17 protein-coding genes are annotated in these 24,384 nt (G+C 56.4%); 12 read left to right on the top strand and 5 right to left on the bottom strand.

Features of this window, described 5'->3' with window-relative positions; translation table 11 throughout:
* Positions 1–10: 10 nt before the first annotated feature.
* From IB252_RS10460 to IB252_RS10450, 3 genes are all read left to right on the top strand, one after another.
* Positions 11–1,513: an ATPase domain-containing protein gene (locus IB252_RS10460; RefSeq protein WP_192408437.1), complete on the top strand. Its 1,503-nt coding sequence runs from the start codon at positions 11–13 to the stop codon at positions 1,511–1,513.
* A 14-nt stretch (positions 1,514–1,527) separates the two neighbouring features.
* Positions 1,528–3,180, top strand: a complete 1,653-nt coding sequence (locus IB252_RS10455; RefSeq protein WP_225607401.1) for an ATP-binding protein — start codon at positions 1,528–1,530, stop codon at positions 3,178–3,180.
* A gap of 206 nt (positions 3,181–3,386) precedes the next feature.
* The gene (locus IB252_RS10450; protein ID WP_192408435.1) at positions 3,387–4,319 is read left to right on the top strand and encodes a halovibrin HvnA; all 933 of its coding nucleotides are present in this window, start codon (positions 3,387–3,389) and stop codon (positions 4,317–4,319) included.
* Positions 4,320–4,358: 39 nt separating this feature from the next.
* Here the strand turns inward: IB252_RS10450 and IB252_RS10445 are convergent, their stop codons facing one another.
* From IB252_RS10445 to IB252_RS10425, 5 genes are all read right to left on the bottom strand, one after another.
* On the bottom strand, positions 4,359–4,736 hold the full coding sequence (locus tag IB252_RS10445) for a response regulator (RefSeq protein ID WP_008146959.1): 378 nt from the start codon (positions 4,734–4,736) through the stop codon (positions 4,359–4,361).
* 77 nt (positions 4,737–4,813) lie between these two features.
* Positions 4,814–5,995 carry a hybrid sensor histidine kinase/response regulator gene (locus IB252_RS10440; protein ID WP_192408434.1) on the bottom strand — a complete coding sequence of 394 codons (1,182 nt, stop codon included), beginning with the start codon at positions 5,993–5,995 and terminating at the stop codon, positions 4,814–4,816.
* Positions 5,989–6,582 (bottom strand): chemotaxis protein CheB, encoded by a 594-nt coding sequence (locus IB252_RS10435; protein WP_192408433.1) that lies wholly within the window; start codon positions 6,580–6,582, stop codon positions 5,989–5,991. Before IB252_RS10435 ends, IB252_RS10440 begins: the two co-directional genes overlap by 7 nt.
* A complete protein-coding gene (locus IB252_RS10430) occupies positions 6,579–7,394 on the bottom strand; it encodes a CheR family methyltransferase (RefSeq protein WP_192408432.1) in 816 nt (271 codons plus the stop codon). The genes IB252_RS10435 and IB252_RS10430 overlap by 4 nt, the downstream gene beginning before the upstream one ends.
* The gene (locus IB252_RS10425; RefSeq protein WP_192408431.1) at positions 7,394–10,885 is read right to left on the bottom strand and encodes a response regulator; all 3,492 of its coding nucleotides are present in this window, start codon (positions 10,883–10,885) and stop codon (positions 7,394–7,396) included. Before IB252_RS10425 ends, IB252_RS10430 begins: the two co-directional genes overlap by 1 nt.
* Positions 10,886–11,146: 261 nt before the next feature.
* On the opposite strand from IB252_RS10425, the gene IB252_RS10420 reads away from it, so the two are divergent.
* The 9 genes from IB252_RS10420 (at position 11,147) to IB252_RS10380 (ending at position 24,280) form a co-directional block, all read left to right on the top strand.
* A complete protein-coding gene (locus tag IB252_RS10420; protein WP_192408430.1) occupies positions 11,147–11,506 on the top strand; it encodes a response regulator in 360 nt (119 codons plus the stop codon).
* 162 nt (positions 11,507–11,668) lie between these two features.
* The gene (locus IB252_RS10415; RefSeq protein WP_192408429.1) at positions 11,669–13,174 is read left to right on the top strand and encodes a PhoPQ-activated protein PqaA family protein; all 1,506 of its coding nucleotides are present in this window, start codon (positions 11,669–11,671) and stop codon (positions 13,172–13,174) included.
* Positions 13,175–13,281: 107 nt separating this feature from the next.
* Positions 13,282–17,346: a hypothetical protein gene (locus IB252_RS10410; protein ID WP_192408428.1), complete on the top strand. Its 4,065-nt coding sequence runs from the start codon at positions 13,282–13,284 to the stop codon at positions 17,344–17,346.
* Positions 17,347–17,422: 76 nt separating this feature from the next.
* Entirely contained in the window at positions 17,423–18,718 is a 1,296-nt protein-coding gene (locus tag IB252_RS10405) for a glycosyltransferase (RefSeq protein WP_192408427.1), read from the top strand.
* A gap of 139 nt (positions 18,719–18,857) precedes the next feature.
* Positions 18,858–19,721, top strand: coding sequence for a phospholipase (locus IB252_RS10400; RefSeq protein ID WP_192408426.1), 864 nt, complete (start codon positions 18,858–18,860; stop codon positions 19,719–19,721).
* A gap of 78 nt (positions 19,722–19,799) precedes the next feature.
* Positions 19,800–20,705: an AraC family transcriptional regulator gene (locus IB252_RS10395; RefSeq protein ID WP_192408425.1), complete on the top strand. Its 906-nt coding sequence runs from the start codon at positions 19,800–19,802 to the stop codon at positions 20,703–20,705.
* 345 nt (positions 20,706–21,050) lie between these two features.
* Complete coding sequence (locus tag IB252_RS10390) at positions 21,051–22,361, top strand: ABC transporter substrate-binding protein (RefSeq protein WP_192408424.1); 1,311 nt, start codon at positions 21,051–21,053, stop codon at positions 22,359–22,361.
* A gap of 151 nt (positions 22,362–22,512) precedes the next feature.
* Positions 22,513–23,439 (top strand): carbohydrate ABC transporter permease, encoded by a 927-nt coding sequence (locus IB252_RS10385; protein WP_046055095.1) that lies wholly within the window; start codon positions 22,513–22,515, stop codon positions 23,437–23,439.
* Positions 23,440–23,449: 10 nt separating this feature from the next.
* A complete protein-coding gene (locus IB252_RS10380; RefSeq protein ID WP_111450004.1) occupies positions 23,450–24,280 on the top strand; it encodes a carbohydrate ABC transporter permease in 831 nt (276 codons plus the stop codon).
* Positions 24,281–24,384: the final 104 nt, after the last annotated feature.

Below are 24,384 nucleotides of genomic sequence, written 5' to 3'. Positions count from 1 at the left end.
AGGGCATTTTTTGTCTACATCAAACGAGTTGATCAGTGCAAAAGCCGCCACCGGCATCGAAGGTCTGGATGACATCCTGGCCGGTGGCTTGTCCCGCGGGCATGTGTTTTTACTGGAGGGGGAACCCGGAACCGGCAAAACCACCGTCGCTTTGCATTTCCTGTTGGCCGGCGCTCGTGCCGGCGAGCGCTCGTTGTACATCACGTTGTCGGAAACCGAGCGGGAGCTGCGACAGGGTGCGTTGTCCCACGGCTGGGAGCTGGATGAAAACATCCACATCTTCGAGCTGACGCCCCCGGAAAGCCTGCTCAATGCCGAGCATCAGCAGAGCTTGTTGTATTCCTCGGACCTTGAACTGGGCGAAGCCACCAGGCAGATTTTCGAAGTGGTCGAACGGGTCAAGCCGACCCGCGTGGTACTCGACAGTCTTTCCGAGATCCGTCTGCTGGCCCAAAGCTCATTGCGTTACCGTCGCCAGATCCTCGCGATCAAACACTACTTCGTGCGCTATGACGCCACGGTGGTGTTGCTGGACGACCTGACCACCGAATCCCTCGACAAAACCGTGCACAGTGTGGCCCACGGCGTCATTCGCCTTGAGGAACTGACCCCAAATTATGGCGCCGAGCGCCGGCGAGTCCGTGTGGTGAAGTACCGTGGCCAGAAGTACCGTGGCGGGTTTCACGACTTCACCATCATGGGCGATGGCGTTCATGTGTTTCCGCGCCTGGTGGCCGCCGAGCATCGCGGTCGCTATATCCGTCAGCAACTGTCCAGCGGCATCAAGGAAATGGATGCCCTGCTCGGTGGCGGGATCGAGACCGGGTCCAGCACGTTGATCCTCGGCCCGGCCGGTACCGGCAAATCGCTGATCTCGATGATCTTCGCCGCTGCCGCCGTGGCCCGTGGCGAAAAAGCCGCGCTGTTTATTTTTGATGAAGAGCTCGGGTTGCTGTTCGAACGCATGAAGAACATTGGCATCGACCTCCAGGCGTTGCAAGACACCGGCAACCTGCTGATCGAGCAAGTGGACGCGGCCGAGTTGTCCCCCGGGGAGTTTTCCTACCGGGTTCGTCGCTGCGTCGATGAGCGCAACATCAAAACCGTGGTGATCGACAGCATCAATGGCTATCAGGCAGCGATGCCCGAAGAAAACGCCCTGGTACTGCACATGCACGAGTTGCTGCTGTACCTCAATCGCCAGGGTGCCGCGACCTTCATGACCGTCGCCCAGCATGGACTGGTCGGTGACATGCAGGCCCCCGTGGACATCACCTATCTGGCCGACACGGTCGTCCTGCTGCGCTACTTCGAGGCACTGGGCAAGGTGCGCCGGGCGATTTCGATCATCAAGAAACGCACGGGCAGCCATGAATCGACCATTCGTGAATACCGCATCAGCGCTCAGGGCATGACCATTGGTGAACCGCTGGATGCATTTCAGGGGGTATTGCGCGGTGTCCCGACCTATCTGGGTGCCAGCAATCCTCTGCTTGAGGAACAAAGCCCGTGATCGCCCGGGAAGCGATGTCCGAGCGTGCAATCATTCTCGCGCCGCTGGGTCGCGACAGCCAGATTGCGCTGATGATGCTCAATGAAGCGGGTTACGACGGGGTCATTACTCGGGACCTGGTGGCGTTGTGCAGAGAACTGCAGCAAGGGGCAGGATTACTGCTGATCTCTTCCGAGGCCTTGCTGGGCGGTGATCTTGAACCGCTGCTCGGGCTGATCGAGCAACAGCCGGCCTGGTCCGACCTGCCGATTGTATTGATGACCTACCATGGCGGCCCGGAACAGAACCCGGCATCGCGCTACGGCCCACAACTGGGGAACGTGACCTTTCTTGAGCGTCCGTTCCACCCGGTCACGTTGATCAGCCTGGTGACCACCGCATTGCGCGGTCGTCGACGACAATACGAAGCCAGGGACCGGCTGATCGATTTGAGTCAAAGCGAACTGCGACTGCAAAATACCCTCGAAACCCTTGAACAGCAGGTAGAGGAACGCACCGCCCAGCTGCGACACAATGAAGAAGCCCTGCGCCAATCGCAGAAGATGGAAGCGGTCGGCCAGCTCACCGGCGGCATTGCCCACGACTTCAACAACATGTTGACCGGCATCATCGGCAGCCTTGAGCTGCTGCGCCGACGTCTGGCCCGTGGGCGCACCGAGGATCTGGACAGCCTGATCGACCTCGGCGTGACCTCAGCCAACCGCGCGGCGGGCCTGACCCACCGCCTGCTGGCGTTCTCCCGGCGTCAGTCGCTGGACTCCAAACCCGTGGAGATGAATACCCTGGTCGTGTCCATGGGCGAACTGCTTCAGCGCAGCATCAACGAAACCATTCAGCTGGACATGCAGCTGAACGAGCAACTCTGGGTGGCCGAGGCTGACCCCAATCAACTGGAAAGCGCCCTGCTCAATCTGGTGATCAATGCTCGGGATGCGATGCCCGATGGCGGCAAACTGGTGGTAAAAACCAGCAATCAGTATCTGGACCGTGACTTCACCGAGACGCAAAGCAACCTTCAACCGGGTGATTACGTGGTGCTGAGCGTCACGGATACCGGGTGTGGCATGCCGCAAAGCACCATCAACCGGGCCTTTGACCCGTTCTTTACCACCAAGCCTATCGGTCAGGGCACAGGCCTTGGATTGTCGATGATCTATGGCTTCAGCAAGCAATCACGCGGCCATGTCGCCATTCACAGTGAAGTAGGCAAAGGCACCACGGTGAGTCTGTTTCTGCCGCGATTCGACGGTGAGCTGCCGAAGGCCAGCCCGGTGAACGTCCAGCACGCTCCGTTCGCGCGCAATGGCGAAACGGTGCTGATCGTCGAGGACGATCCGGCGGTGCGGGTGTTGGTCAGTACAGTGTTGAGTGACCTGGGCTATGCCTTCGTCGAGGCGGGCGATGCGAACAGCGCGGTGCCGATTCTCGATTCCGGGCAGCGTATCGATCTGTTGATCAGCGACGTTGGATTGCCCGGCATGAATGGCCGGCAACTGGCGGAAATCGGCCGGCAATACCGGCCTGATCTGAAGGTGTTGTTCATCACCGGCTACGCCGAGCACGCGGCGGTGCGCGGTGGCTTCCTTGATCCAGGCATGCAGATGATCACCAAGCCCTTCACCTTCGACCTGTTGACGGCGAAGGTACAGGAGATGATCCGGCATTAATCAGCACCAGCCCGGCGTCATTGAGCATCACCACACAACAGCCAAGACTAGGCCTCGTTTTGAAGCCTGTCACCTGTCAACTCTGACAGCTATTCGCGGTAGTTTTTTTTGGGTTCAATCCCCCCTGAAGTACGCAGCGTGCCTGCTCGAAGGCGGCTGTGCGCTCGCCTGTCACGGGCAGGTCAACGCTCAAGGGATGAACACTCATGAAAAAGATAATCGCACTTGTACTGACGGTTGCCCTCACGGGCTGCCAGGTCCACGAACAACAAGAACCAGTACCGCCAGTCGAACGGAGATCCATCGGGATCCTGGATTCGGGTTCCAGCGCACAAACGTATTCATCCGCAGCAACGGCCGACGGTGCAGCGGTCGCAGCCAACCTGACCAGTCGTTACAACGACATTCGCCAGGATTGCGGCAAGGCTTCGATGCCCGCGTTTCTGTGCGCAGGCGTAATGCTGCGCGCAACATTGCCGTCGACCCAGTATTCGAGCTGGAACCCAAGCCCACGCTCACAAACCAGCGGAGGCGTATCTTTTTCATATTTGAGGAAGGACGCCAAGTTCGCCAGCATGGTGTTCCTGTACAAAAATGGCTTCGTATTGGCTCCGGTACTGGCAAGGCCCACCGGTACGCGGCAGATCGAAGTGTTATGTTCGTTTCCTATAGACGGTGCAACGGATCGACGAGAGGATCCAGGCTGCGGTCCTTACAAACCTAGGCCCGCTCACAGCAATCGCTGCCAATCACAAGGCATAACCACCGGTGATCAATGGCTGGCCAATTTCAGAACAAACAATGCGCTGTGCAGTTTTGATGTGCGCGACTCGATGAACAATCTGGGTGCCGACTCGTTCTATCAATCCATTCGAGCCCATAACTTGGGAAATTTCATGGCAGGCCAGCATGAGTACATCGAATTGATCCTTGCCACTTGGCCGCAAAACATCCCACGCGAACTTCCGATCGAAGCGTTTTTCTACATCTCGGGTGGGCTGCCTGGCGCGCAACATGATCAGACAGACTACTTCGCCAAAACCGGTGGAGCGGTGGTTCCAATCATAAAACTTACGATGCCCACCGCAACGACTGATGCTGTATTCACCTACATTGCAGCGGATCAGGTAAAACGCTGAGCTACTGAAAGGACACCGGTCAACGAACGGTGTCCTGCATCAGGACAGCATTTCCTGCATAAGCTCTTGCAGCACATCCAGATCAAACGGCTTGGCCAGGATCGGCGCCTTACGGGTGATCGGGCTGTCCGTCTCGCGGATCTCCTGCGGATAACCGCTGATAAAGATCACCTTGAGCTCCGGTCGCAGCTTCACGGCAGGTTCCGCAATCTGCACGCCAGAGATCCCGCCCGGCAGGCGGAAATCGGTGATCATCATGTCCAGGTGCGGTTTGCTCGACAGAATTTCGAAGGCCTGCTCGCCGTTTTCGGCCTGCAATACCCGGTAGCCCTCACCCGACAGATAGGCAGACAGCACCATCAAAATCGAGGGGTCATCTTCGACGATCAATACGACGTCTTGTGCATCTTCACTCATGGGAAGCCTTTGTTCGGTCAATAGCTGCTGATACGACCGTGGGGTCGATCAGAGGTTGCGTTTATCTGGCTGTTTTCCTACAGCGGCAGACAAACGCGAAACAAGGCGCCTTCGCCAATCCGGCTTTCGACGGTAATAAAACCGCCATGGGCGGCCACAATCTGCTCGGAAATAAACAACCCCAGGCCCAGCCCCGCGACAGCGTGTTTAGCCGTGACGCGTTCGAACTGCTGGAAAATACGCTTCTGGTTCTCTTCGCCGATGCCGATCCCCAGATCGCGCACTTCCACCCAAGCCTGACCGCTCTCACTGTACACCTTAACGGTGATCGGACTCTTGGCGCCGTAGCGCAAAGCATTGGTCAGCAGGTTGGACATCACCTGTTCAATGCGAAATTCGTCCCAGCTGCCCAGCACCGGTTGCTCGGCCTCCAGGGTGACCGAGGACTCGGCAGCATCGATCTGCGGTGCAAAGTTCTGCAACAAGTCGCGAACCAGCGCCGACAGATCGAAGCGCGTCGGTCGGATCGACAACTTGCCCGTGCGAATGCGCGACACATCGAGCATGTCCTCGATCAAGCGAATCAGGCTTTTGATCTGCCGCTCATCGCGATCGACCATCGCGTGCATTTTGTCCAGGGTGAACGCCGCCGCGTTGTCCCGGGCCAGGTGCATCTTGCGCAACTGGGTTTCGAGGATAAGGCCATTGAGCGGCGTGCGGACTTCGTGGGCAACGATGGACATGAAGTCATCGCGCATGCGCACCGCTTGCTCCAGTTCCAGCTGGGTACTCTGTAACTGCTTGAGCAGCGCTTCCTGCTCGCGGCGGCTTTGCTCCAGCTCTTCGACCTGCTGTTTCATCGCCTTGCTTTGGCGATACAGTTCGACGAACACGTTGACCTTGCTCTTGACCGCATGGATATCCAGCGGCTTGTAGAGGAAATCCACGGCGCCGCTTTCATAGCCCTTGAACGCGTAGTTCAGTTCACGACCGCCCGCACTGACGAACACAATTGGAATGTTCTTGGTCTTTTCCGTACCGCGCATCAGCTCGGCCAGTTCGAAGCCGTTCATGCCGGGCATTTGCACGTCGAGAATGGCCATGGCGAACTCGTGTTGCAGTAACAGCGACAAGGCTTCGTCGGCGGACAAGGCTTTATAGACGATACGGTCTTCGCGCTTGATCAACGCTTCGAGCGCCAACAAGTTCTCCGGCAAGTCGTCGACGATCAGCAGTTTGGCCTGGATATTACTTAGCATGCGATTCGTTCCAGCTCGACAAGCAGACGGCCGATGCCGCGAATAGGGAGAATATGGTCCGGCTGGTGTATATCAAGCGCCGCCCGGGGCATGGTCGCGACCTGGGCTTCGTCCGGGTCCTGAACGATGGTCATGCCTCCACGACGCTTGACCTGGGCCAGGCCGCGGGCGCCATCACGGTTGGCGCCGGTCAACAACACCGCGGCCAGCGCTGAACCGTAGGCATCGGCGGCCGACTCGAACAGGTAATCGATGGCCGGTCGCGAATAATGCACGCGGGCTTCCAGGCTCAAGGAAAAACTGCGGTCCTGCTCCACCGACAAGTGATAACCCGGAGCCGCGAAATACAGCGTTCCCGCTTCGACCAGCGTCTTGTCGCAGGCTTCCCGCACAGGCATGGCTACGCGCCGTGCGAACACCTCGACCAGATGACTGCGACGTACGTCCGGCAAGTGCAAAACCACAATGATCGGCAGTTTGAAGCCTTCTCGCAGTGAGCCGAGGATATTCAGCAATGCCTCCACTCCGCCGGCCGAGGCGCCGATCACAATAGCCTCTATAGAAGGCAGATCCGCTGCACTGTTCATGATTTTCGGTAGACCCGTTCTTGTTTGACCAACGGTTCGAACTGGTTGCCGTAAGACGAGAAATCCAGGGTTTCCTTGCTGCCCAGCACCAGAAATCCTCGATGGCAAAGGGAATCATGGAACAAACCGAAAGCACGATCCTGAAGCTTTTTATTGAAATAAATCAAAACATTACGGCACGAAATCAATTGAGTTTCTGAAAAAACACTGTCAGTCGCCAGGCTGTGATCGGCGAAGGTCACGTTCTCACACAGGGTCTTGTCGAAAATGGCGTAACCGTAAGCCGCCGTGTAGTACTCGGCGAACGAACCCTGGCCACCTGCCTGCTGGTAGTTATGAGTGTAGGCGCGGACACTCTCCATGGAGAAAATCCCTTGCTTGGCTTTATCCAGCGAGCGCGGATTGATGTCGGTGGCGTAGATGATGGTGCGATCGAGCAAGCCTTCTTCGCGCAGCAGAATGGCCATCGAATAGACCTCCTCACCGGTGCTGCAACCGGCAATCCAGATCTTGATCGAGGGGTAAGTCTTGAGCAGCGGCACCACTTCCCTGCGGATCGCCAGGAAATGCGAAGGGTCGCGGAACATTTCGCTGACCGGGATCGTCAGCAGTTGCAACAACTGCATGAATGCCGCCGGGTCGTGCAGGACCTTTTCCTGCAACGCTGAAATGGTCGTGCACTCGAACTGGCTCAACGCGTGATTGACCCGGCGTTTGATCGAAGCACCGGAGTAATCGCGAAAGTCATAGCTGTATTTGAGGTATATCGCCTCGATCAACAAGCGCAATTCGATTTCAGTGTTCTTTTCCACTAAATGCGTTCCATCTTCGGCAACCACACGCGAATCAGCGAGAACAGGCGATCCAGGTCGATGGGCTTGGCCAGGTAATCGTTGGAGCCCGCTTGCAAGCAGCGCTCCTGATCGTCCTTCATGGCCTTGGCCGTCACCGCAATGATCGGCAGCTTGCGCCAGCGCGGGTCCTTGCGGATCTCGATGGTGGCTTCGAAACCATCCATCTCCGGCATCATCACGTCCATCAGCACCAGATCGATGTCCTCGACTTCATTCAGTCTTTCAATCGCTTCACGGCCGTTCCGGCCGATGACCACGACTGCACCCTTTTGCTCCAGGGCACTGGTGAGGGCGAAGATGTTGCGTACATCGTCGTCCACCAGCAGCACCTTACGACCCTCGAAGACCTTATCGCGGCTGCGCGCGGTCTTGAGCATCCTCTGGCGTTCATGGGACAACCCGGATTCGACTTTGTGCAGAAAGAGTGTCACCTCATCGAGCAAACGCTCGGGCGAGCGCGCCCCCTTGATGATGATCGAGCGCGAATACTTGCGCAGCTCGGCCTCTTCGTCCCGGGTCAGGTTGCGCCCGGTGTAGACGATCACTGGAGGGAACGAGCAGATATCTTCCGTGGACATGCGCTTGAGCAAGTCGTTGCCGAGCATGTCCGGTAGCTTCAGGTCGATGATCATGCAATCGAAAATCGTCGTGCGCAGCAGGTCCAGCGCATCTTGTGCCAGGCCAACGGCAGTGATCTCGATGTCCTCGTCACCGATCAGCCGGGCAATGCTGTCGCGCTGCAAATCATCGTCTTCGACCAGCAGGACGCGTTTGACTTTCTGGGTCAGCTTGGCCTCAAGGCGGGCAAACACGTCCTTGAGTTCTTCGCGGGTGGTCGGTTTGACCGCGTAACCAATGGCCCCCATGTGCATCGCGGCTTCGACCCGGTCTTCCACGGAAATCACATGCACCGGAATGTGTCGGGTTTCGGCGTGTTCCTTCAGGCGTTGCAACACAGTCAACCCGGAATGATCCGGCAGACGCATGTCCAGCAGAATGGCGTCCGGGATGAATTCCCTGGCCAGGTCGTAACCCTCGTCCGCCCCGTGCGCCACCAGGCACTGATAACCCAGCTCATGCGCCAGGTCGTAAAGGATATTGGCGAAGTTCGGCTCGTCTTCCACCACCAGAATGCAACGCGTGGCGAATGGCGCTTTGGTGCGATCGTCGTCGAAACGCGGAATATCGACTTCGGCAATCAACGGCACCGGCGCGGCGGGCGTTACTCTCGGTGTTATGGCAACCGGCGTGGCTCTCATCGGTTCGACAGGCTCTTCGCCCGGTTCAACGTATTGCTGCGGCAACACCAGGGTGAACACACTGCCCTGCCCCGGCTCGCTGGTGACGCTGATGGAGCCGCCGAGCAAAGCGGCCAGGTCACGGGAAATCGACAAGCCCAGGCCGGTGCCGCCGTAACGACGATTGGTGGTGCCATCGGCCTGGCGGAAGGCTTCGAAAATACCGTCCTGCTGATCCGCGGCAATGCCAATCCCCGTATCGCGAATGATAAAGGCAATACCGTCGGCGGGCTGACTGGCAACTGTCAGGCTGACTTCGCCTTTTTCGGTGAATTTCACCGCGTTGGACAGCAGGTTCTTGATCACCTGCTCCAGACGCTGGCGGTCGGTGAAGATCATCATCGGCGCACCGGCCTGCACCTCGACGTGGAAATCCAGTTTCTTGTCGGTCGCCAGGGGTTGGAACATCCCGCGCAAACCATCCACCAGGCGCGCGACACTGGTGTTTTCCGGTCGCATCTCCAGCTTGCCGGCCTCGACCTTGGAAATGTCGAGAATGTCGTTGATCAAGTTGAGCAAATCATTGCCGGCAGAATAGATCGACTCGGCAAACTTGACCTGCTCGGCGCTGAGGTTTTCCTGAGGGTTTTCTGCCAGCAACTTGGCCAGGATCAACGAGCTGTTCAGCGGCGTGCGCAACTCGTGGGACATGTTGGCGAGGAATTCAGACTTGTACTTGCTCGAGCGCTGCAACTCTTCGGCGCGTTCTTCGAGCTGGATCTGGGCCTGATTGAGCTGGGTGTTCTTCAGGTCCATGGCGTCGCGCTGTTCCGCCAGGATCTGGCCCTGTTCGGCGAGCTGCTCATTGGTTTGTTCAAGCTCGACCTGCTGGGTCTCCAGATGCACCTGAGATTCCTTGAGAATCCGCGACTGTTCTTCCAGCTCTTCATTGGCGGTCTTGAGTTCTTCCTGCTGGACTTGCAGCTCTTCATTGAGCTGCTGGGTTTCAGCCAGCACTTCCTGCAGGCGCTGGCGATAGCGAGCGGCCTCGATGGACGTGCCGATGTTGCCGGCAATCAGTTCAAGCAATTCGACATCGCGGTCCGTCAGCGGGCGCAGGAAACCCAGCTCGATCACACCGTTGACCCGATCGTCATCACTGGTCGGCACCACCAGCACACTGTGCGGCAGACCTTCACCCAGGCCGGAGCTGACCTTGAAGTAACCGCTCGGTACGTCATCGAGACGGATCAAGCGAGCCTGGTGCGCTACCTGGCCGACAATGCCTTCATCGCTGTAAATCTGCTGTTTGCGCGCTTCCTGCTCGCGGGAGAAACCGTAAGAAGCAATGCGCTTGAGACCGCCATGGTCTTCGCGGACATAAATGGCGGCGACGGCGGTGCCCAGGTACTGCGCGCAGAACTGCAGGATGTTGCGGCCCAGCAGATTCAGCGACAGTTGCCCCAGCACTTGTTCGGCCAGTTCAGTCTGGCCATTGCGCAGCCAGGCTTGCTGTTCCAGACGCTGGGCACTGGCCTGTTGCCTGGCGAGGGTGGCGCTGTAGTTTTGCGAAAGATTGAGCAAATCCCGACGACCAATATAGGCCAGCAAGGCGCTGATCCCGGCGATGAATAACAGGTAAAGGCTGATGCTCCAGATCGTGGTACGGCGCACTTCTTCGTTGCGCGTGGTGCGTAACTGTTGCTCCATGTCGATCACGTCTTCGAATTGCTTGCGGATCTCATCGGTCAGCCGCTTGCCGCGCCCGGCCTTGACCGCGCTGCGGTAATCGCCGCTGGATCGCTGCAATTCAATCAGGGACTGCGCGTAAGTGGCCCACTCATTCTGCAAGGCCTGGAGCCGGTGCAGACGATCGGTCTGCACCGGGTTGTCCGCGGTCAGGTCGAGCAAGGTATTGAGGGCGACAGCGATTCGCGGCTTGGCCGTTTCGTAAGGTTCAAGGAAGTGCTCGTCGTCAGTGAGCAGGAAGCCGCGCATACCGGTTTCCAAATCGACGGTCAGCTTGATCGATTCATTGGCGTTATTGATCACCCGGTCAGTGTGCTCGACCCACTGGATCATCGACAGCAGGTAAGTAATCAGCGAAACAAAGAACACTGCACTGAGCACGCCGACACCTAACGGCAGGCTGAGGTTGCGGCTCAGGAGTTTGCGGAATCGTTGCTCATCAACCGAAGACGCGGATGTCATGGGGGGAAACCTTGTCGAACTGTTGAAAACCAAGGAGTTTGCCCCAAAAGCGCCGGTTTGATCCAACTATCTGATACCTTTCCGCGCAAAATCCTACATTCCACTGCTCCACCGCAAAGGAGCGGTTATCCTTGCCGGCACGTGGGCGGCTATTCTTTTTTCTACCGCGTGGGAACTTGTCGGGTTCCGTCACTTACTCAAGCAAGAGCCCGGCGATTTCGATCGACCGACAACCGCGAATTCATTCTCTGAGAACCCACTATGTCCGCTACCGCGTCCATCATCCTTGTAGTCGAAGACGACGCCATCGTGCGCATGCTGATTGTCGATGTGCTGGAGGAACTCGAGTTCAAGGTGCTCGAGGCCGATGGCAGCGAACAGGCGCTGGAGTTTCTCAACGATGAAGACCAGTACATCGATTTGATGATGACCGATGTGGGGCTGCCAATCATGGACGGTCGCGAATTGGCCGCCCAGGCCCGGATGTTGCGTCCCGAGCTGCCCATCCTGTTTGCCAGCGGTTATGCCGAAAGCATGGATGTGCCCGAAGGCATGTCGGTGATCGGCAAGCCGTTCTCTATTGATCAGTTGCGCGACAAGGTCAAAGGCATGCTGGCTTGAGAAAGTTGTCTGGGGCTGTGGCCCCTCCACTTCTGCATAAACCGACGCAAGGCTGCATTTTTCGGCGTTTTTCGGCTCTGACCTGTCAACTCTGACAGTAGAAAAGGCCGCCCGCCTGGCGTTTGATTGGACCGGTGATCCCACTCATAAGGAACCGAGTCCATGCCGAGTCGAACCGAACGCTACGCACGTTATTTGAGAATCAGCGGATTGTCGTTGATGCTCATCGCCGGATATGGTTGCCAGTCAGCCTCTTCCGACAATCCCCAGCACTGCTTTGAACAGAGCGGACAGGCGTTCAGCGAAGTATTGAGCTGCTATCACAAAGCCCAAGCGGCACAACCGCTGCGCTACATCAGTAAGGGACAAGAGCAACAGCCCGGCGTCAACATCCGGCGCTTCGAGCTGAGGTCACAGTCCTGGGGCCAGAGCGGTCAAGTCGCCCCGGCAGACTGGATTCACGGAGTCGACCTGTACATTCCCGACCACGTAAAGGGGACGCGCGCCGTGCTGGTCGCCAACGACGGCGTTAATAACCCTTTGCCCGGTGGGTCCCCGGGAGCACCCAATAACTTTTCGCAGCAAACACTGCTCAACATTGCCCGGCAAACCGGTTTGATCGTAGTGGCTGTCAGCAATGTCCCTAACCAGTATTTGACCTACAGCGATGACGGCGTGCGGCGCACAGAAGATGACAGCGTTGCCCGCAGCTGGGACCTATTCATGCAGGCCCCGGAACAACAACCCTTTATGTCGCTGCATGTGCCAATGATGGAAGCGCTGGTCAAGGCCATGGACCTGGCGCAAAAGGAAACGCAGCCAGGCCAGGTGGTGAGTTTTCTGGCTACCGGCGCGTCGAAACGCGGTTGGGCGGTATGGCTGTCTGCCCTTGCGGACTCACGCGTCGATAGCATCGTGCCGTTTGTCATAGACGTCTTGAATACGGACAAAGTGTTCGACCAGACGGCTCTGGCTTACGGCGGTAACTGGCCTCTGGCGTACTTCGACTACCACTCGCAAGGCGTGATCGCCCAACGCAAGAGCGAGCCGTTCAAGAAGTTGCTGCAAGTCGAAGATCCGATGAACTATCGAAATCTATCCGGCTACATCGACCGCTTGAAGATCCCGAAATACATCGTCAACGCCAGTGGCGATGACTTCTTCATCCCGGATGCTTCACGCCAGTATCTTATGGATCTGCCGGGTGACAATACACTTCGGGTCATTCCCAATGCCGCCCACGATGTGCGGGCGTTTGTTGAAGCGAACCTGATTCCTTACATCAAGCGGCGGCAGGCCGGCAATACCGCACCGAGGTTAAAGGCACAGCAACAGCACCTGGACGCCACATCGACCACGTTGCAACTGACCTTGTACGAAATGCCAATCAGGATGACCCAGTGGACAGCCCACAACCCAAAGGCCCGGGACTTCAGGTACAACTGCGGCGTGCGCTACACCGCAGCACAGTTGCCGGCCTCCACGGAAGTCCATGCGACTCTCCGTGCTCCCAAGGTGGGTTGGAGCGCAGCGTTCTTCGAGGCTGAGTACGCAGACGGCGTTATCGAAACGACGATGGTCAAGGTTCTGCCGGATACGTATCCGAATCAGGCACCACCCGCCGATGAGGCGTTTTGCAGAACACTACCCCCCACCCTGGGTCAGTGAATCAAGACACGACAATCTCGACCGTTTTGCTCAGTGGAGTTGTCGTGTTTCCTTAACTGTTTTTGGTCATTCATTTTCTTGCGCCTGCCGCCGGAGCGTTCAGCTCAGTGCCACGCTTGCTGTCGCTTAATACAACATCAATAACTTACCTCCCCCTGAAACTGATTCTTCTCTCCAATAGTTTGCCACCTGCCGGCAAACATTGTCTATTTATTACCTTTAGAGCGTGCGCCTTCGCAAATAAACACAACCCATCAAACTTCGCTGTCGAAATACGCACTAACACAACGCTCTTTGCTTCCCAGATCGAATTAAAAGAGTATTTCCGCCAACTTTCAACCCACACAAAGTCAACGGATTTACTTATGAGCAGCATCATCACCTCACCCCCTCCGACACCTGACAACTTTGAACTGACAAAAACAATTCGAGGTGAACAAGAGGATTTTATTCGTGCACTTGAAATTATCATCCAGGGCGCAGAAGACAATGAACCTGTCGATCTTTCGAACATCCATATTCCCCACCGCCCAGGCACTCCGTTTGATGAGGCCTATGAGCCAGGAAGAGTGCTTCTGGAAAAAATGGTTCACACTTCCGACTTTTCCAAGCTCAGCGAAGCCCTGACTATTTTTGACAAAGAAACTTGCCTTAGAGTCAATGTGCGCGGTGATCTCGATGTTCGCCGACACACCCCTTGGATAAGCCTGAGGGATGAATTTAGATATTTTCCTGGTCTCGAACATTCATTATCAGTGATAGGTGAATTGGCAGAGATGGCGGGCGGTTATATTTACTTCAACGACCCTATTAGCGTTGAACAGTGGCTAACCTTCCATCAGTTCAATATCCCGAAGACGGTGGGCGAAACAAAAAACCTGATCAGGTTTCTACACCTCGATTTACCCAATGCCTCTCCGGTTGGTAACTACTGGCAAGCAATCTCGGGCGCTGAAAGCTCCCCGTTTTTGCTGAGCGCAGCGGAACGTGAGCGAGTGATGGCGCTCACCCGTGAGGTGTTCAAGCACCCTCATGAAATTCTGGAGGAGCTCGCTCGACCAGTCATTTCAGATAAATCCATCGAACAGGTGGAAGCGGGAGCCGGTTACCTGCTGGACCAGATCCTGGAAACCGAGAGAGCAATAGAATATGGACGCGAATACCTCGCCGCTGTGGAATGGTATGGCACCCATGATGGACAAGACGCCTGTAAAGAACACGTACAGTCGTTGCTGTTGGCAGCGGTCATCCTTGGATTTGATTCATCGGCTGGCCAAACACGAAATCAGATCGCAGGCTATGACCTCTATCAGCCTGGTAACGTTGATCGTAGTCCCCTCGCTGTTCGTGGGGATCTTGAAGATCACCTCGCCGGATTGAACAAAGAGGCAGGCCGTGCGACACCGCTGGCTTCGTTTATCCTCCTTGCGGGTATCGCGCCTGAGTTTCTCGTCAGGGACCTGCCCGAGTCATTACGACTGGGCTCCCCGGCCTGGGTCACATTCAGTCAGGCCGTAGCGTTGGCCGAGCTCAATGACCCCGGATCGTCTCGGATGATGACGTACAGTCAGCTGCTGGACTTTGCGGCGCTTGAGCCTGTGACTTCAGAACTCTCGCTGCTACACAGTGTTGTGGCGATCAACCCTATTATCAACTGGGCAGCATTAAATGGAGTGATTTCGGCTGATACGCATGGCAATTACAATGAACACGCATTGCATGTTGCGACTTCCGCCTTCAGCGAATATATCGGTCACTTCGATAGTGTTATCCATGCACTCACCAGCCCTCTGCCTTCCCGGCAGGCCCTCGCACTTTCACAGTTGCAAAAAGAACTTCCGGGGTGCGACTATCTCGACAAAAAAATTCTGGTACAGGCAGGGAAAGGATTTTACGCCAATCGCGGATCATCACTAAAGATGTCGATGGTGGATTTGCACATGTCTGATGATCTTGCATCAGGTGAGTGGAACCGAAGTGGCACCAGCATTTATAAGTCTTTCCCGCAAATCACATCGTTGTATCCCGTGAGTGAGCTGTTTGAGCCCGCATTCGATGCCTACTATGAAAAACTTGAAGCCGGTGTCGTCACTAATATAAAACTCGCCCTGGCACAGTTGCCCGATCAGGATCGGATCGCACTTCAGGTGGGCGAAATCAGTTTTTATACGATTCGAGAGTCGGTAGCGGCCCTGCACAGCACGCCAGCCAGTTCAGTCGGTCTTGTCGGCGTGAACACCAAACCTGCGCAACGGACAGAGAGACAGATCGACAAAGACGCGGCCATCTGCCGTTACGGAATAGTCCTCTGTGCGACTTACCAGGGCCGCGTCAGCTGTTATGAAGTGTTCACTCTGCGCGGCGAATGTCGAAAAAATACCAGGCTGGGTCGCTTACTTGTCGACTCGGGCAAATTAAATTCAACTTCCCGGTTGGACTTCAAGGGGAACTTGACTGACCCAAGTCCGGCGGTCGCCCCCTTTCACTTGCCGATTGATTTCGTCGCTTACAGTCAGGGAGTTGCACCTCGAGACGATATTTCCAGTAAGGCGGTGATCGAAAAACTCGGAGTACTGTCTGCCCCGTCGATACTTCCACCCTTGCGCAGTAGTCCATACCATAGCTTTTGCACCGAACAGTTTGAGGCTATCGCTCGCTTCATCTTCAAGCACCGCCCCTTCGCGACGTATGAAGAGCTGTACCGCAATGCCGAGGGTAGAACGGCGCTGGAGCTTGAGCGAGAAAAAGCCGAGCGCATAGGCACCTTCATCATTGATTTGATTGTGCCATTCAAAAAATGCATTGAGGACCTCTCTTCGGATGACAAGACGCGCCAGGCTGAAGGTGCCGTCGGGTGCATCATCGATGGGCTTGCGATTCTCGCGGTGGTGATCGGTGTCCCTGCACAGTTTGCGAACGCAGCAGCCAAGACCGCCTCCCTGGCCGCAAAAACCGCCCACTTGGCCAGGATTGGTGTCGGTGTGACGCTCTCAATCCTCAATCCTTTGGATGGCACGCCTCAATTGTTGTTTGGTGGTGTCAATCTGCTTAAAAAGGGTTTCCTTAAATTGAGCAAACAGGGAGCGGTTGCCCTGGACAACGCGACGTTTCAGCTGCAACGGCTCACGGGACGCGCACAATCCTATGACCTGTTCAGGGCGGCCAATCGTACGGATGTCAGGCAAGGTACATGGCAATCGCTGGGAGACTCTGCTGAAGCTGTCTCAATTTTGGCTATTCGCCACAAGCACCAGTGGTATGCCCTCAATCTGCGGACTGGCGAACCGTGGGGCCCCGCTTTGAAGAACTTTCGTGTCACCAATGATTTGGTGCGAGTACCCGGCTTGCATCGAGTCATGCCTAAAAGCTATGCACGAACCGTCATCACCAACGCGTTACCCATTGCGGGCCGAAAAATCGACTTTGCAATTGACGTACTGGGCAAGCGAATTCACGACGTTGACAGCAAATTCGTACTCAAGGCGTTCTTCGGTTCGGACTCGGATGAGGTGATCGAATGGTATCTGGACGGTCTCAAAATCATGAGAGACGATCTCAAGACTGTCTCGATCAGTAACTTCATGGTTGATGGGTCCAGCGCAGGGGATGTAATGGGCGGACTTTACACCAATCGCTACAAGGCCTGGCAAGCCTCTACGAAGGCAGATCAAGCACACGAACAATTCATAGTGTTCTATGCCGACCAACTAAATCATTACTACCGACGCATGAAATACGACGACAGCAGAATCGCTGACATATTGGTGCACGAAATGTCTCATGGCGGGCCAGGCACTCTGGATTTTTTCTACGCAGACAAAAGTCTTAGTAAGTCCTCGGGGCTGGGTGACACGGAAGTATCCGAATTGCTCAATCTGGCCAAGGGTAGTGAGTATATTGCCCCCTCCAGCAGGCTTGCCGGTAAAGATGTCGGAGTGCTGCTCAACCCATCGGAGGGTGACATCGTGCCGTTTCTAAACGAGGCGCCCGGTTTACTTAATGCTGACTCCCAAGCCGTTGTTACTTCGTTACTGAGTCAGTCGGTGACGAATGCTCCGGCTTTTCAAGCCAATCTCTCCCATCTACGCGCAATGTTGAAGGGAGCCGGAAACAAGCGCATTACCGGACCTATACGGCTGAATCTAGGACAGGGTTCCATTCCCGTGAGGTGAACTTCAGTTCCGTCTGCTGTGATTTAATGGTGCCCCTCTCTCGCGCCCATCTACCTACATCAAGGAATACCGGTTCATGACCCAGCCCCACGCAACCAAAGTCCTGGTCATCGGTTACGTCTGGCCCGAGCCCCGTTCTTCAGCGGCCGGTGGGCATATGATGCAAATTCTCGAGACTTTCTTGCAGCAAGGCTGGGACATAACTTTCAGTAGTCCGGCCAGCTCCGGTGAGCATCGGGCAGACCTGACGGTGTTGGGCATTCGCGAAGTTCCGATCGAATTGAACAACAGCAGTTTCGACACGTTCATCAGCGAACTGGCCCCGGATATCGTTTTGTTCGATCGGTTCATGATGGAAGAACAGTTCGGTTGGCGAGTTGAGAAGCACTGCCCGGATGCCTTGCGCGTGCTTGAGACTTCCGACCTGCAAAGCCTGCGAGATGCCCGCCATCAACGCCTCAAGGAGCGTTTGAAGGCGAGCGACGACACCAATGACTTCAATGAGCTATTCGCACCAGCGTTACGTGAAGAGTTTGAGCTCATGGCCGAGACCGATCTGGCCAAACGGGAAATCGCAGCGATTTATCGTTGCGACCTGAATCTGATGATTTCTGAAGTAGAGATCGAGTTGCTGGTCGAGCAATTCAAGCTGCCGCGCCACTTGCTGCACTGGTGCCCGCTGATGGTCGATCTACCGAGCGTGCCACCGGTTTCTTTTGAAGACCGCGCGCACTTTCTCAGCATCGGCAACTTCCGTCATGCGCCCAACTGGGATGCGGTGCTCTGGATGAAAACCACTATCTGGCCGCTGATCCGCGAACAACTGCCAAAAGCTCAACTGCACATTTACGGTGCTTACACACCACCCAAAGCGACGGCATTGCACAACCCCGGCCAGGGTTTTCATGTAATGAATTGGGCGGAAGATGCATTGCAGGTCATGTCTGGCGCGCGGATTTGTCTGGCCCCCCTACGCTTCGGTGCCGGAATCAAAGGCAAAATTGTCGACGCCATGTTGTGTGGCACGCCCACCGTCACAACGCCAATCGGCGCAGAAGCGATGCATGGCGAACATCTCTGGCCGGGGGCTGTGACCCGAACGGCACAGGCGTTCGCCGAGTGCGCGGTTCAGCTGTACAAGGACGAGGCTCTGTGGACGGATGCCCAATCCCAAGGGAAGACATTGCTGGCCGATCGTTATCGACAATCGGAGCATGGTCCGGCACTGATCGAAAAACTGTTGCATTGCCAACAACATCTGGCACAACTTAGAAACGACAACTTTATGGGAAGTATGTTGCGTCATCACCATCACAAAAGTACGCAATACATGGCGCAATGGATTGAGGCAAAGAATCGGAATCCGCGATAGAACTTACGCCAACAACAAACATTTTGCATTATCACTATTATTGACCGAGCCTGACACTCAACTTTATAAGTACCCAGCCAAACTTACTTAAGTTCGGCGCCATCAACCCTTCTTATAAATTAATGCAAGGATGCATTAAATGAGCAACTACGCCAATAACAACTGGATGTCCGCCACGCCAGCCATTAACACTTTATCCCTCAGCGAACTGACGCTACCTGGCACTCATAACGCCGGCTGCGACTGGAAAGCGCCCTGGCCTTTTTTCGGCCCTCCCCCCCACTGGGTGGCCTGTCAGCATGAATCGTTCTATAGCCAACTGTGTCATGGGTCTCGAGTACTTGACGCCCGCCTGATCTATGACGCCGCTGCCCCGGGGTTAGGAAAATTCATATTTACACATGACAGTCATCGCTCTAATCGCACGCTGGGAAACCTGATAACCGACCTAAATAGATTCCTTATGGAAAATCCAGATGAGTTTGTCATTGTGGACTTTCACCAACTCAAGAATGGCGAGCATCCATTTGACTTCAACTACTTCAACGACATGATGTTGAGGTTTATCGACCACCGGATGATTCCTGTCCAAAACCAGGGCCTGAGCCTTGAGAGACTCAAGCAAATCAGCCCACTGCAAAGGATACTGGTCGCCGCTCCATGGCACAGCGCTCTTGATCGAACTGTATTTCACGAGCAGATCAGGCACAAATGGTCTGGCAGCGGTATCACTAACGCCGCTGATTTGAAGCAGCACATTATTAATGTACTGAAATACCCGCCAGGCACAGGGGCACCGTGGTCACTTTCCGCCACCAGTTACAGCGCGCTCGGTGGCCCCGTGGATATTCATGACGATCTTGATTCCTGGTTCGATCCGAATACCAGCGACTGGGCGTCAAAATGCAACATCATCAACGTCGATTTCATTGAAGAGTCCAACATCGTCTCTTATTGCCGAACGGTAAACCAGATGAAAGCGCGCGATCGGGTCCCCCGTTAGCGAAAGTCGTGGCAGGCTGGCACAGCAGGCGCCAAAAGAGGCATGATCGAACAGCGATAACAAGAAAAGCATCCTGACATGACACGAACAGCCCGCGTGACAGACCCCTCCTACGAATTGATGGACGACCACAACGGGTTGTCCATCATCTACCGTCAGCACGGATTCCCTTGCCCGCTGGTGCGTTGGCATTTTCACAAGGAATACGAACTGCATCTGATCGTCGCCAGCTCCGGCAAAGTGTTCATCGGTGACTACATCGGTAATTTCTATCCGCAATCGCTGTTCCTCACCGGCCCCAACCTGCCCCACAACTGGATCAGCCAGGTGGCCGAAGACGAAGTGGTGCCCAAGCGCGACATGCTGGTCAATTTCACGGACGAGCTATTCGACAGCGGCCACTTGGTGTTTGCCGAACTCAAGGCACTGGCGCCACTGTTGGAGCGCGCCCAGTACGGCATCGAGTTTCGCTGCAAGCACACCATCCGCCAGGCCATGACCTTGATGCAGCGCATCGCCGATACCCAAGGCGTGACGCGTCTCGGGCACTTTTTCATTCTGCTGGAGTTGTTGGCCGCCTCTGACGACTATCAGCTGCTGTCCGGGGCCACGACGCCGCAATTGGCCGACGAGCACAATATCGATCGCACCAACCGGGCGGTGGATTACATCTTCGCGCATTACGCTCGGGAACTGCCGCTGGAAGAAGTCGCCGAGCACTTGGGCATGAAGCCGACCTATTTCAGTCGTGTGTTCAAGCAAGCCACCGGCCGCTGCTTCATCGAATTCGTCAATCGCCTGCGCATCAGCAAATCCTGCGAGCTGCTGGCCGATGGCAACAAACCGGTCACCGACGTGTGTTTCGAGTCGGGCTTCAACAATATTTCCAACTTCAATCGGCGCTTCCAGCAGCTCAAGGGCATGACGCCATCGCATTACCGGCGGTTGGCGGTGCAGCGGTTGACCGAACAAAACCTTGGTTAACCACAAATCCCTGTGGGAGCGGGCTTGCTCGCGAAAGCGATGGATCATTCAACAGTGATGTTGACTGACACGACGCCTTCGCGAGCAAGCCCGCTCCCACAGGTTAAGACCTGTTTTCGCACTGAAAACCTGTACGTATTCAATAGGCTTTAACCGCTGAAAACCCGTTCCCTGCACCTCTCCCCTCAAAGTCCAGTGCAAAATAGTATCGATTGAAGTGCGATGGATGATTTGTCACGTCATCAATTGAAGGCTGTAATCAGTGCACATTCTTCCTGCCGTCGGAAGACACAAAAACAATAACTGTCCTTCTGTAACCCGCCGGGTGCAGAAAAGGAGTGCACGATGCAACATTCTGTAAAAGCTCTGCTTGCCCTCACCTGCATGACCCTCAGCAGCGTCAGCCTCGGCGCCCAGACCCTGACCATCGCCACCGTCAATAACAGCGACATGATCCGTATGCAAAAACTCTCGAAAACCTTCGAGGCCGAGCACCCGGACATCAAGCTCAATTGGGTGGTGCTGGAAGAGAATGTTCTGCGCCAACGCCTGACCACCGACATCGCCACTCAGGGCGGACAGTTCGATGTACTGACCATCGGCATGTACGAAGCCGCACTCTGGGGCGCCAAAGGTTGGCTGGAGCCGATGAAGGATTTGCCGGCGTCTTATGCCCTCGACGACGTGTTCCCATCGGTGCGTGAAGGCCTGTCGGTCAAGGGTTCGCTGTATGCCCTGCCGTTCTATGCCGAAAGCTCCGTCACCTATTACCGCACCGATCTGTTCAAGGAAGCCGGGCTGACCATGCCCGAGCACCCGACCTGGACCCAAATCAGTGAATTCGCCAGCAAACTCACCCATAAGGATAAAGAACAGTACGGCATCTGCCTGCGCGGCAAGGCCGGCTGGGGCGAGAACATGGCGCTGATCACCACCGTCGCCAATGCCTATGGTGCGCGCTGGTTCGATGAGCAGTGGAAGCCGGAATTCACCGGCCCCGAGTGGAAGAACGCGCTGAACTTCTACGTCGACACCATGAAAAAATCCGGCCCGCCGGGCGCGTCGAGCAACGGTTTCAACGAAAACCTCGCGCTGTTCAACAGTGGCAAATGCGCCATTTGGGTGGATGCCAGCGTCGCTGGCTCCTTCGTCACCGACAAGACCCAAAGCAAGGTCAGTGACCACGTCGGTTTCACCTACGCACCGCACGAGACCACCGACAAGGGCTCGGCCTGGTTGTATTCCTGGGCACTGGCGATTCCGACCAGTTCCAAGGCCAAGGACGCGGCGAAAACCTTCAGCGCCTGGGCCACTTCCAAGGAATACGGTGCGTTGGTTGCCGAGAAAGACGGCATCGCCAACGTGCCGCCAGGTACTCGCGCTTCGACGTACAGCGATGAGTACATGAAGGCTGCGCCGTTCGCCAAGGTGACCCTTGAATCGCTGAAAGCCGCGGACCCGAGCAAACCGACCCTCAAACCCGTGCCGTACATCGGCATCCAGTTGGTGACCATTCCTGAATTCCAGGCCGTGGGCACCCAGGTCGGCAAATTGTTCTCGGCAGCGCTGATCGGCCAGACCACGGTCGACCAGGCCCTGACCGCTGCCCAGTCAACCACCGAACGTGAAATGAAGCGCGCCGGTTACCCCAAGTAACCCCACAACCTGCTCCCGCCTTCTGTGGGAGCGAGCCTGCTCGCGATGACGACCTCCCATTCGACATTGCGGGGACTGATACACCGCCATCGCGAGCAGGCTCGCTCCCACATTAGATCTTCATAGGTCTGCATGAATCGGTTCTATCACCATGAATATTTCAACTGCCAAAGCTCACATGGACATTCCCCAACCGGTGCGTAAAAGCCGGTTGGCCAACCCCGGCTGGTTCCTGGTCAGTCCCTCGGTGGCGTTGTTGCTGCTGTGGATGATCGTGCCGCTGGGCATGACCGTTTACTTCTCGCTGATCCGCTACAACCTGCTCTACCCCGGCGAAAACGAGTTCGTGGGACTTGAGAACTTCAGCTACTTCCTCAGTGACTCAGGGTTCCTGCCCGGAGCCACCAACACTTTGTTGCTGGTCGGCAGCGTGCTGCTGATCAGCGTGGTGTTCGGCGTGTTGATCAGTGCGCTGCTGGAGGCCAGTGAGTTTCTCGGTCGCGGCATCGTGCGGGTGATGCTGATCTCGCCGTTTTTCATCATGCCCACCGTCGGTGCGCTGATCTGGAAGAACCTGATTTTCCACCCGGTGTCGGGGATTCTCGCCTACGTCTGGAAACTGTTCGGCGCGCAGCCGGTGGACTGGCTGGCGCACTACCCGCTGCTGTCGATCATCATCATTGTGTCCTGGCAATGGCTGCCCTTTGCGATCCTGATCCTGATGACCGCCATGCAGTCCCTCGACCAGGAGCAGAAGGAAGCCGCGCGCCTCGACGGTGCTGGGCCGATCGCGATTTTCTGGCACCTGACCCTGCCGCACCTGGCCCGCCCGATTGCCGTGGTGGTGATGATCGAAACCATCTTCCTGCTCTCGGTGTTCGCCGAAATCTTCACCACCACCAACGGCGGCCCCGGCTACGCCTCGACCAACCTCGCGTACCTGATCTACAACCAGGCGCTGGTGCAGTTCGACGTCGGCATGGCATCCGCCGGCGGTTTGATCGCGGTGGTGATCGCCAACATCGCCGCCATCGTGCTGGTGCGCATGATCGGCAAAAATCTGACAGACAAAGCCTGAGGCCTGCGCCATGACCCTTCAACAATCCCGCCGTCTGCAAAGCCTGCTGCTCGGCACCCTGGCCTGGGCCATCGCGATCCTGATCTTCTTCCCGATCTTCTGGATGGTGATGACCAGTTTCAAAACCGAAATCGATGCGTTCGCCACGCCGCCGCAGTTCCTCTTCACGCCCACGCTGGAGAACTACCTGCACATCAACGAGCGCAGCGACTACTTCAGCTTCGCCTGGAACTCGGTGGTGATTTCCTTCAGCGCTACCGCCCTGTGCCTGCTGATCGCAGTGCCGGCGGCGTACTCCATGGCGTTCTACGAAACCAAGCGCACCAAAGGCACGCTGCTGTGGATGCTCTCCACCAAGATGCTGCCGCCAGTGGGCGTGCTGATGCCGATATACCTGCTGGCCAAGAGTTTCGGCCTGCTCGATACGCGCATCGCGCTGATCGTGATCTACACCCTGATCAACCTGCCAATCGTGGTCTGGATGATTTACACCTACTTCAAAGACATCCCCAAGGACATCCTCGAAGCCGCGCGCCTCGACGGTGCCACGCTGTGGCAGGAAATGGTCCGGGTGCTGCTGCCGATCGCCAAGGGCGGTCTGGCGTCCACGGTGTTGTTGTCGCTGATCCTGTGCTGGAACGAGGCGTTCTGGTCGCTGAACCTGACCTCGTCGAAAGCCGCGCCGCTGACTGCGTTGATCGCCTCGTACTCCAGTCCCGAAGGGTTGTTCTGGGCCAAGTTGTCGGCGGTATCGACCCTGGCCTGCGCGCCGATCCTGATCTTCGGCTGGATCAGCCAGAAACAATTGGTCCGCGGTCTGTCGTTCGGCGCCGTGAAATGAAGATCGCCGACTCAACGCGACCACTGTGGGAGCGAGCCTGCTCGCGATGGCGGAGTGTCATTCAACAGTGATGCTGACTGAGGCGGCCTCATCGCGAGCAGGCT

It is taken from the genome of Pseudomonas sp. PDM10, assembly GCF_014852295.1.
Lineage (GTDB): Bacteria > Pseudomonadota > Gammaproteobacteria > Pseudomonadales > Pseudomonadaceae > Aquipseudomonas.
This window is presented reverse-complemented; position numbering and strand designations above follow the sequence as displayed.

Coding starts and splice junctions, on each gene's coding strand:
- IB252_RS10440 (WP_192408434.1), bottom strand. CDS start 5,995: ATGCTAAGTAATATCCAGGCCAAACTGCTGATCGTCGACGACTTGCCG.
- IB252_RS10450 (WP_192408435.1), top strand. CDS start 3,387: ATGAAAAAGATAATCGCACTTGTACTGACGGTTGCCCTCACGGGCTGC.
- IB252_RS10445 (WP_008146959.1), bottom strand. CDS start 4,736: ATGAGTGAAGATGCACAAGACGTCGTATTGATCGTCGAAGATGACCCC.
- IB252_RS10435 (WP_192408433.1), bottom strand. CDS start 6,582: ATGAACAGTGCAGCGGATCTGCCTTCTATAGAGGCTATTGTGATCGGC.
- IB252_RS10425 (WP_192408431.1), bottom strand. CDS start 10,885: ATGACATCCGCGTCTTCGGTTGATGAGCAACGATTCCGCAAACTCCTG.
- IB252_RS10455 (WP_225607401.1), top strand. CDS start 1,528: ATGTCCGAGCGTGCAATCATTCTCGCGCCGCTGGGTCGCGACAGCCAG.
- IB252_RS10405 (WP_192408427.1), top strand. CDS start 17,423: ATGACCCAGCCCCACGCAACCAAAGTCCTGGTCATCGGTTACGTCTGG.
- IB252_RS10395 (WP_192408425.1), top strand. CDS start 19,800: ATGACACGAACAGCCCGCGTGACAGACCCCTCCTACGAATTGATGGAC.
- IB252_RS10385 (WP_046055095.1), top strand. CDS start 22,513: ATGAATATTTCAACTGCCAAAGCTCACATGGACATTCCCCAACCGGTG.
- IB252_RS10415 (WP_192408429.1), top strand. CDS start 11,669: ATGCCGAGTCGAACCGAACGCTACGCACGTTATTTGAGAATCAGCGGA.
- IB252_RS10390 (WP_192408424.1), top strand. CDS start 21,051: ATGCAACATTCTGTAAAAGCTCTGCTTGCCCTCACCTGCATGACCCTC.
- IB252_RS10420 (WP_192408430.1), top strand. CDS start 11,147: ATGTCCGCTACCGCGTCCATCATCCTTGTAGTCGAAGACGACGCCATC.
- IB252_RS10400 (WP_192408426.1), top strand. CDS start 18,858: ATGAGCAACTACGCCAATAACAACTGGATGTCCGCCACGCCAGCCATT.
- IB252_RS10380 (WP_111450004.1), top strand. CDS start 23,450: ATGACCCTTCAACAATCCCGCCGTCTGCAAAGCCTGCTGCTCGGCACC.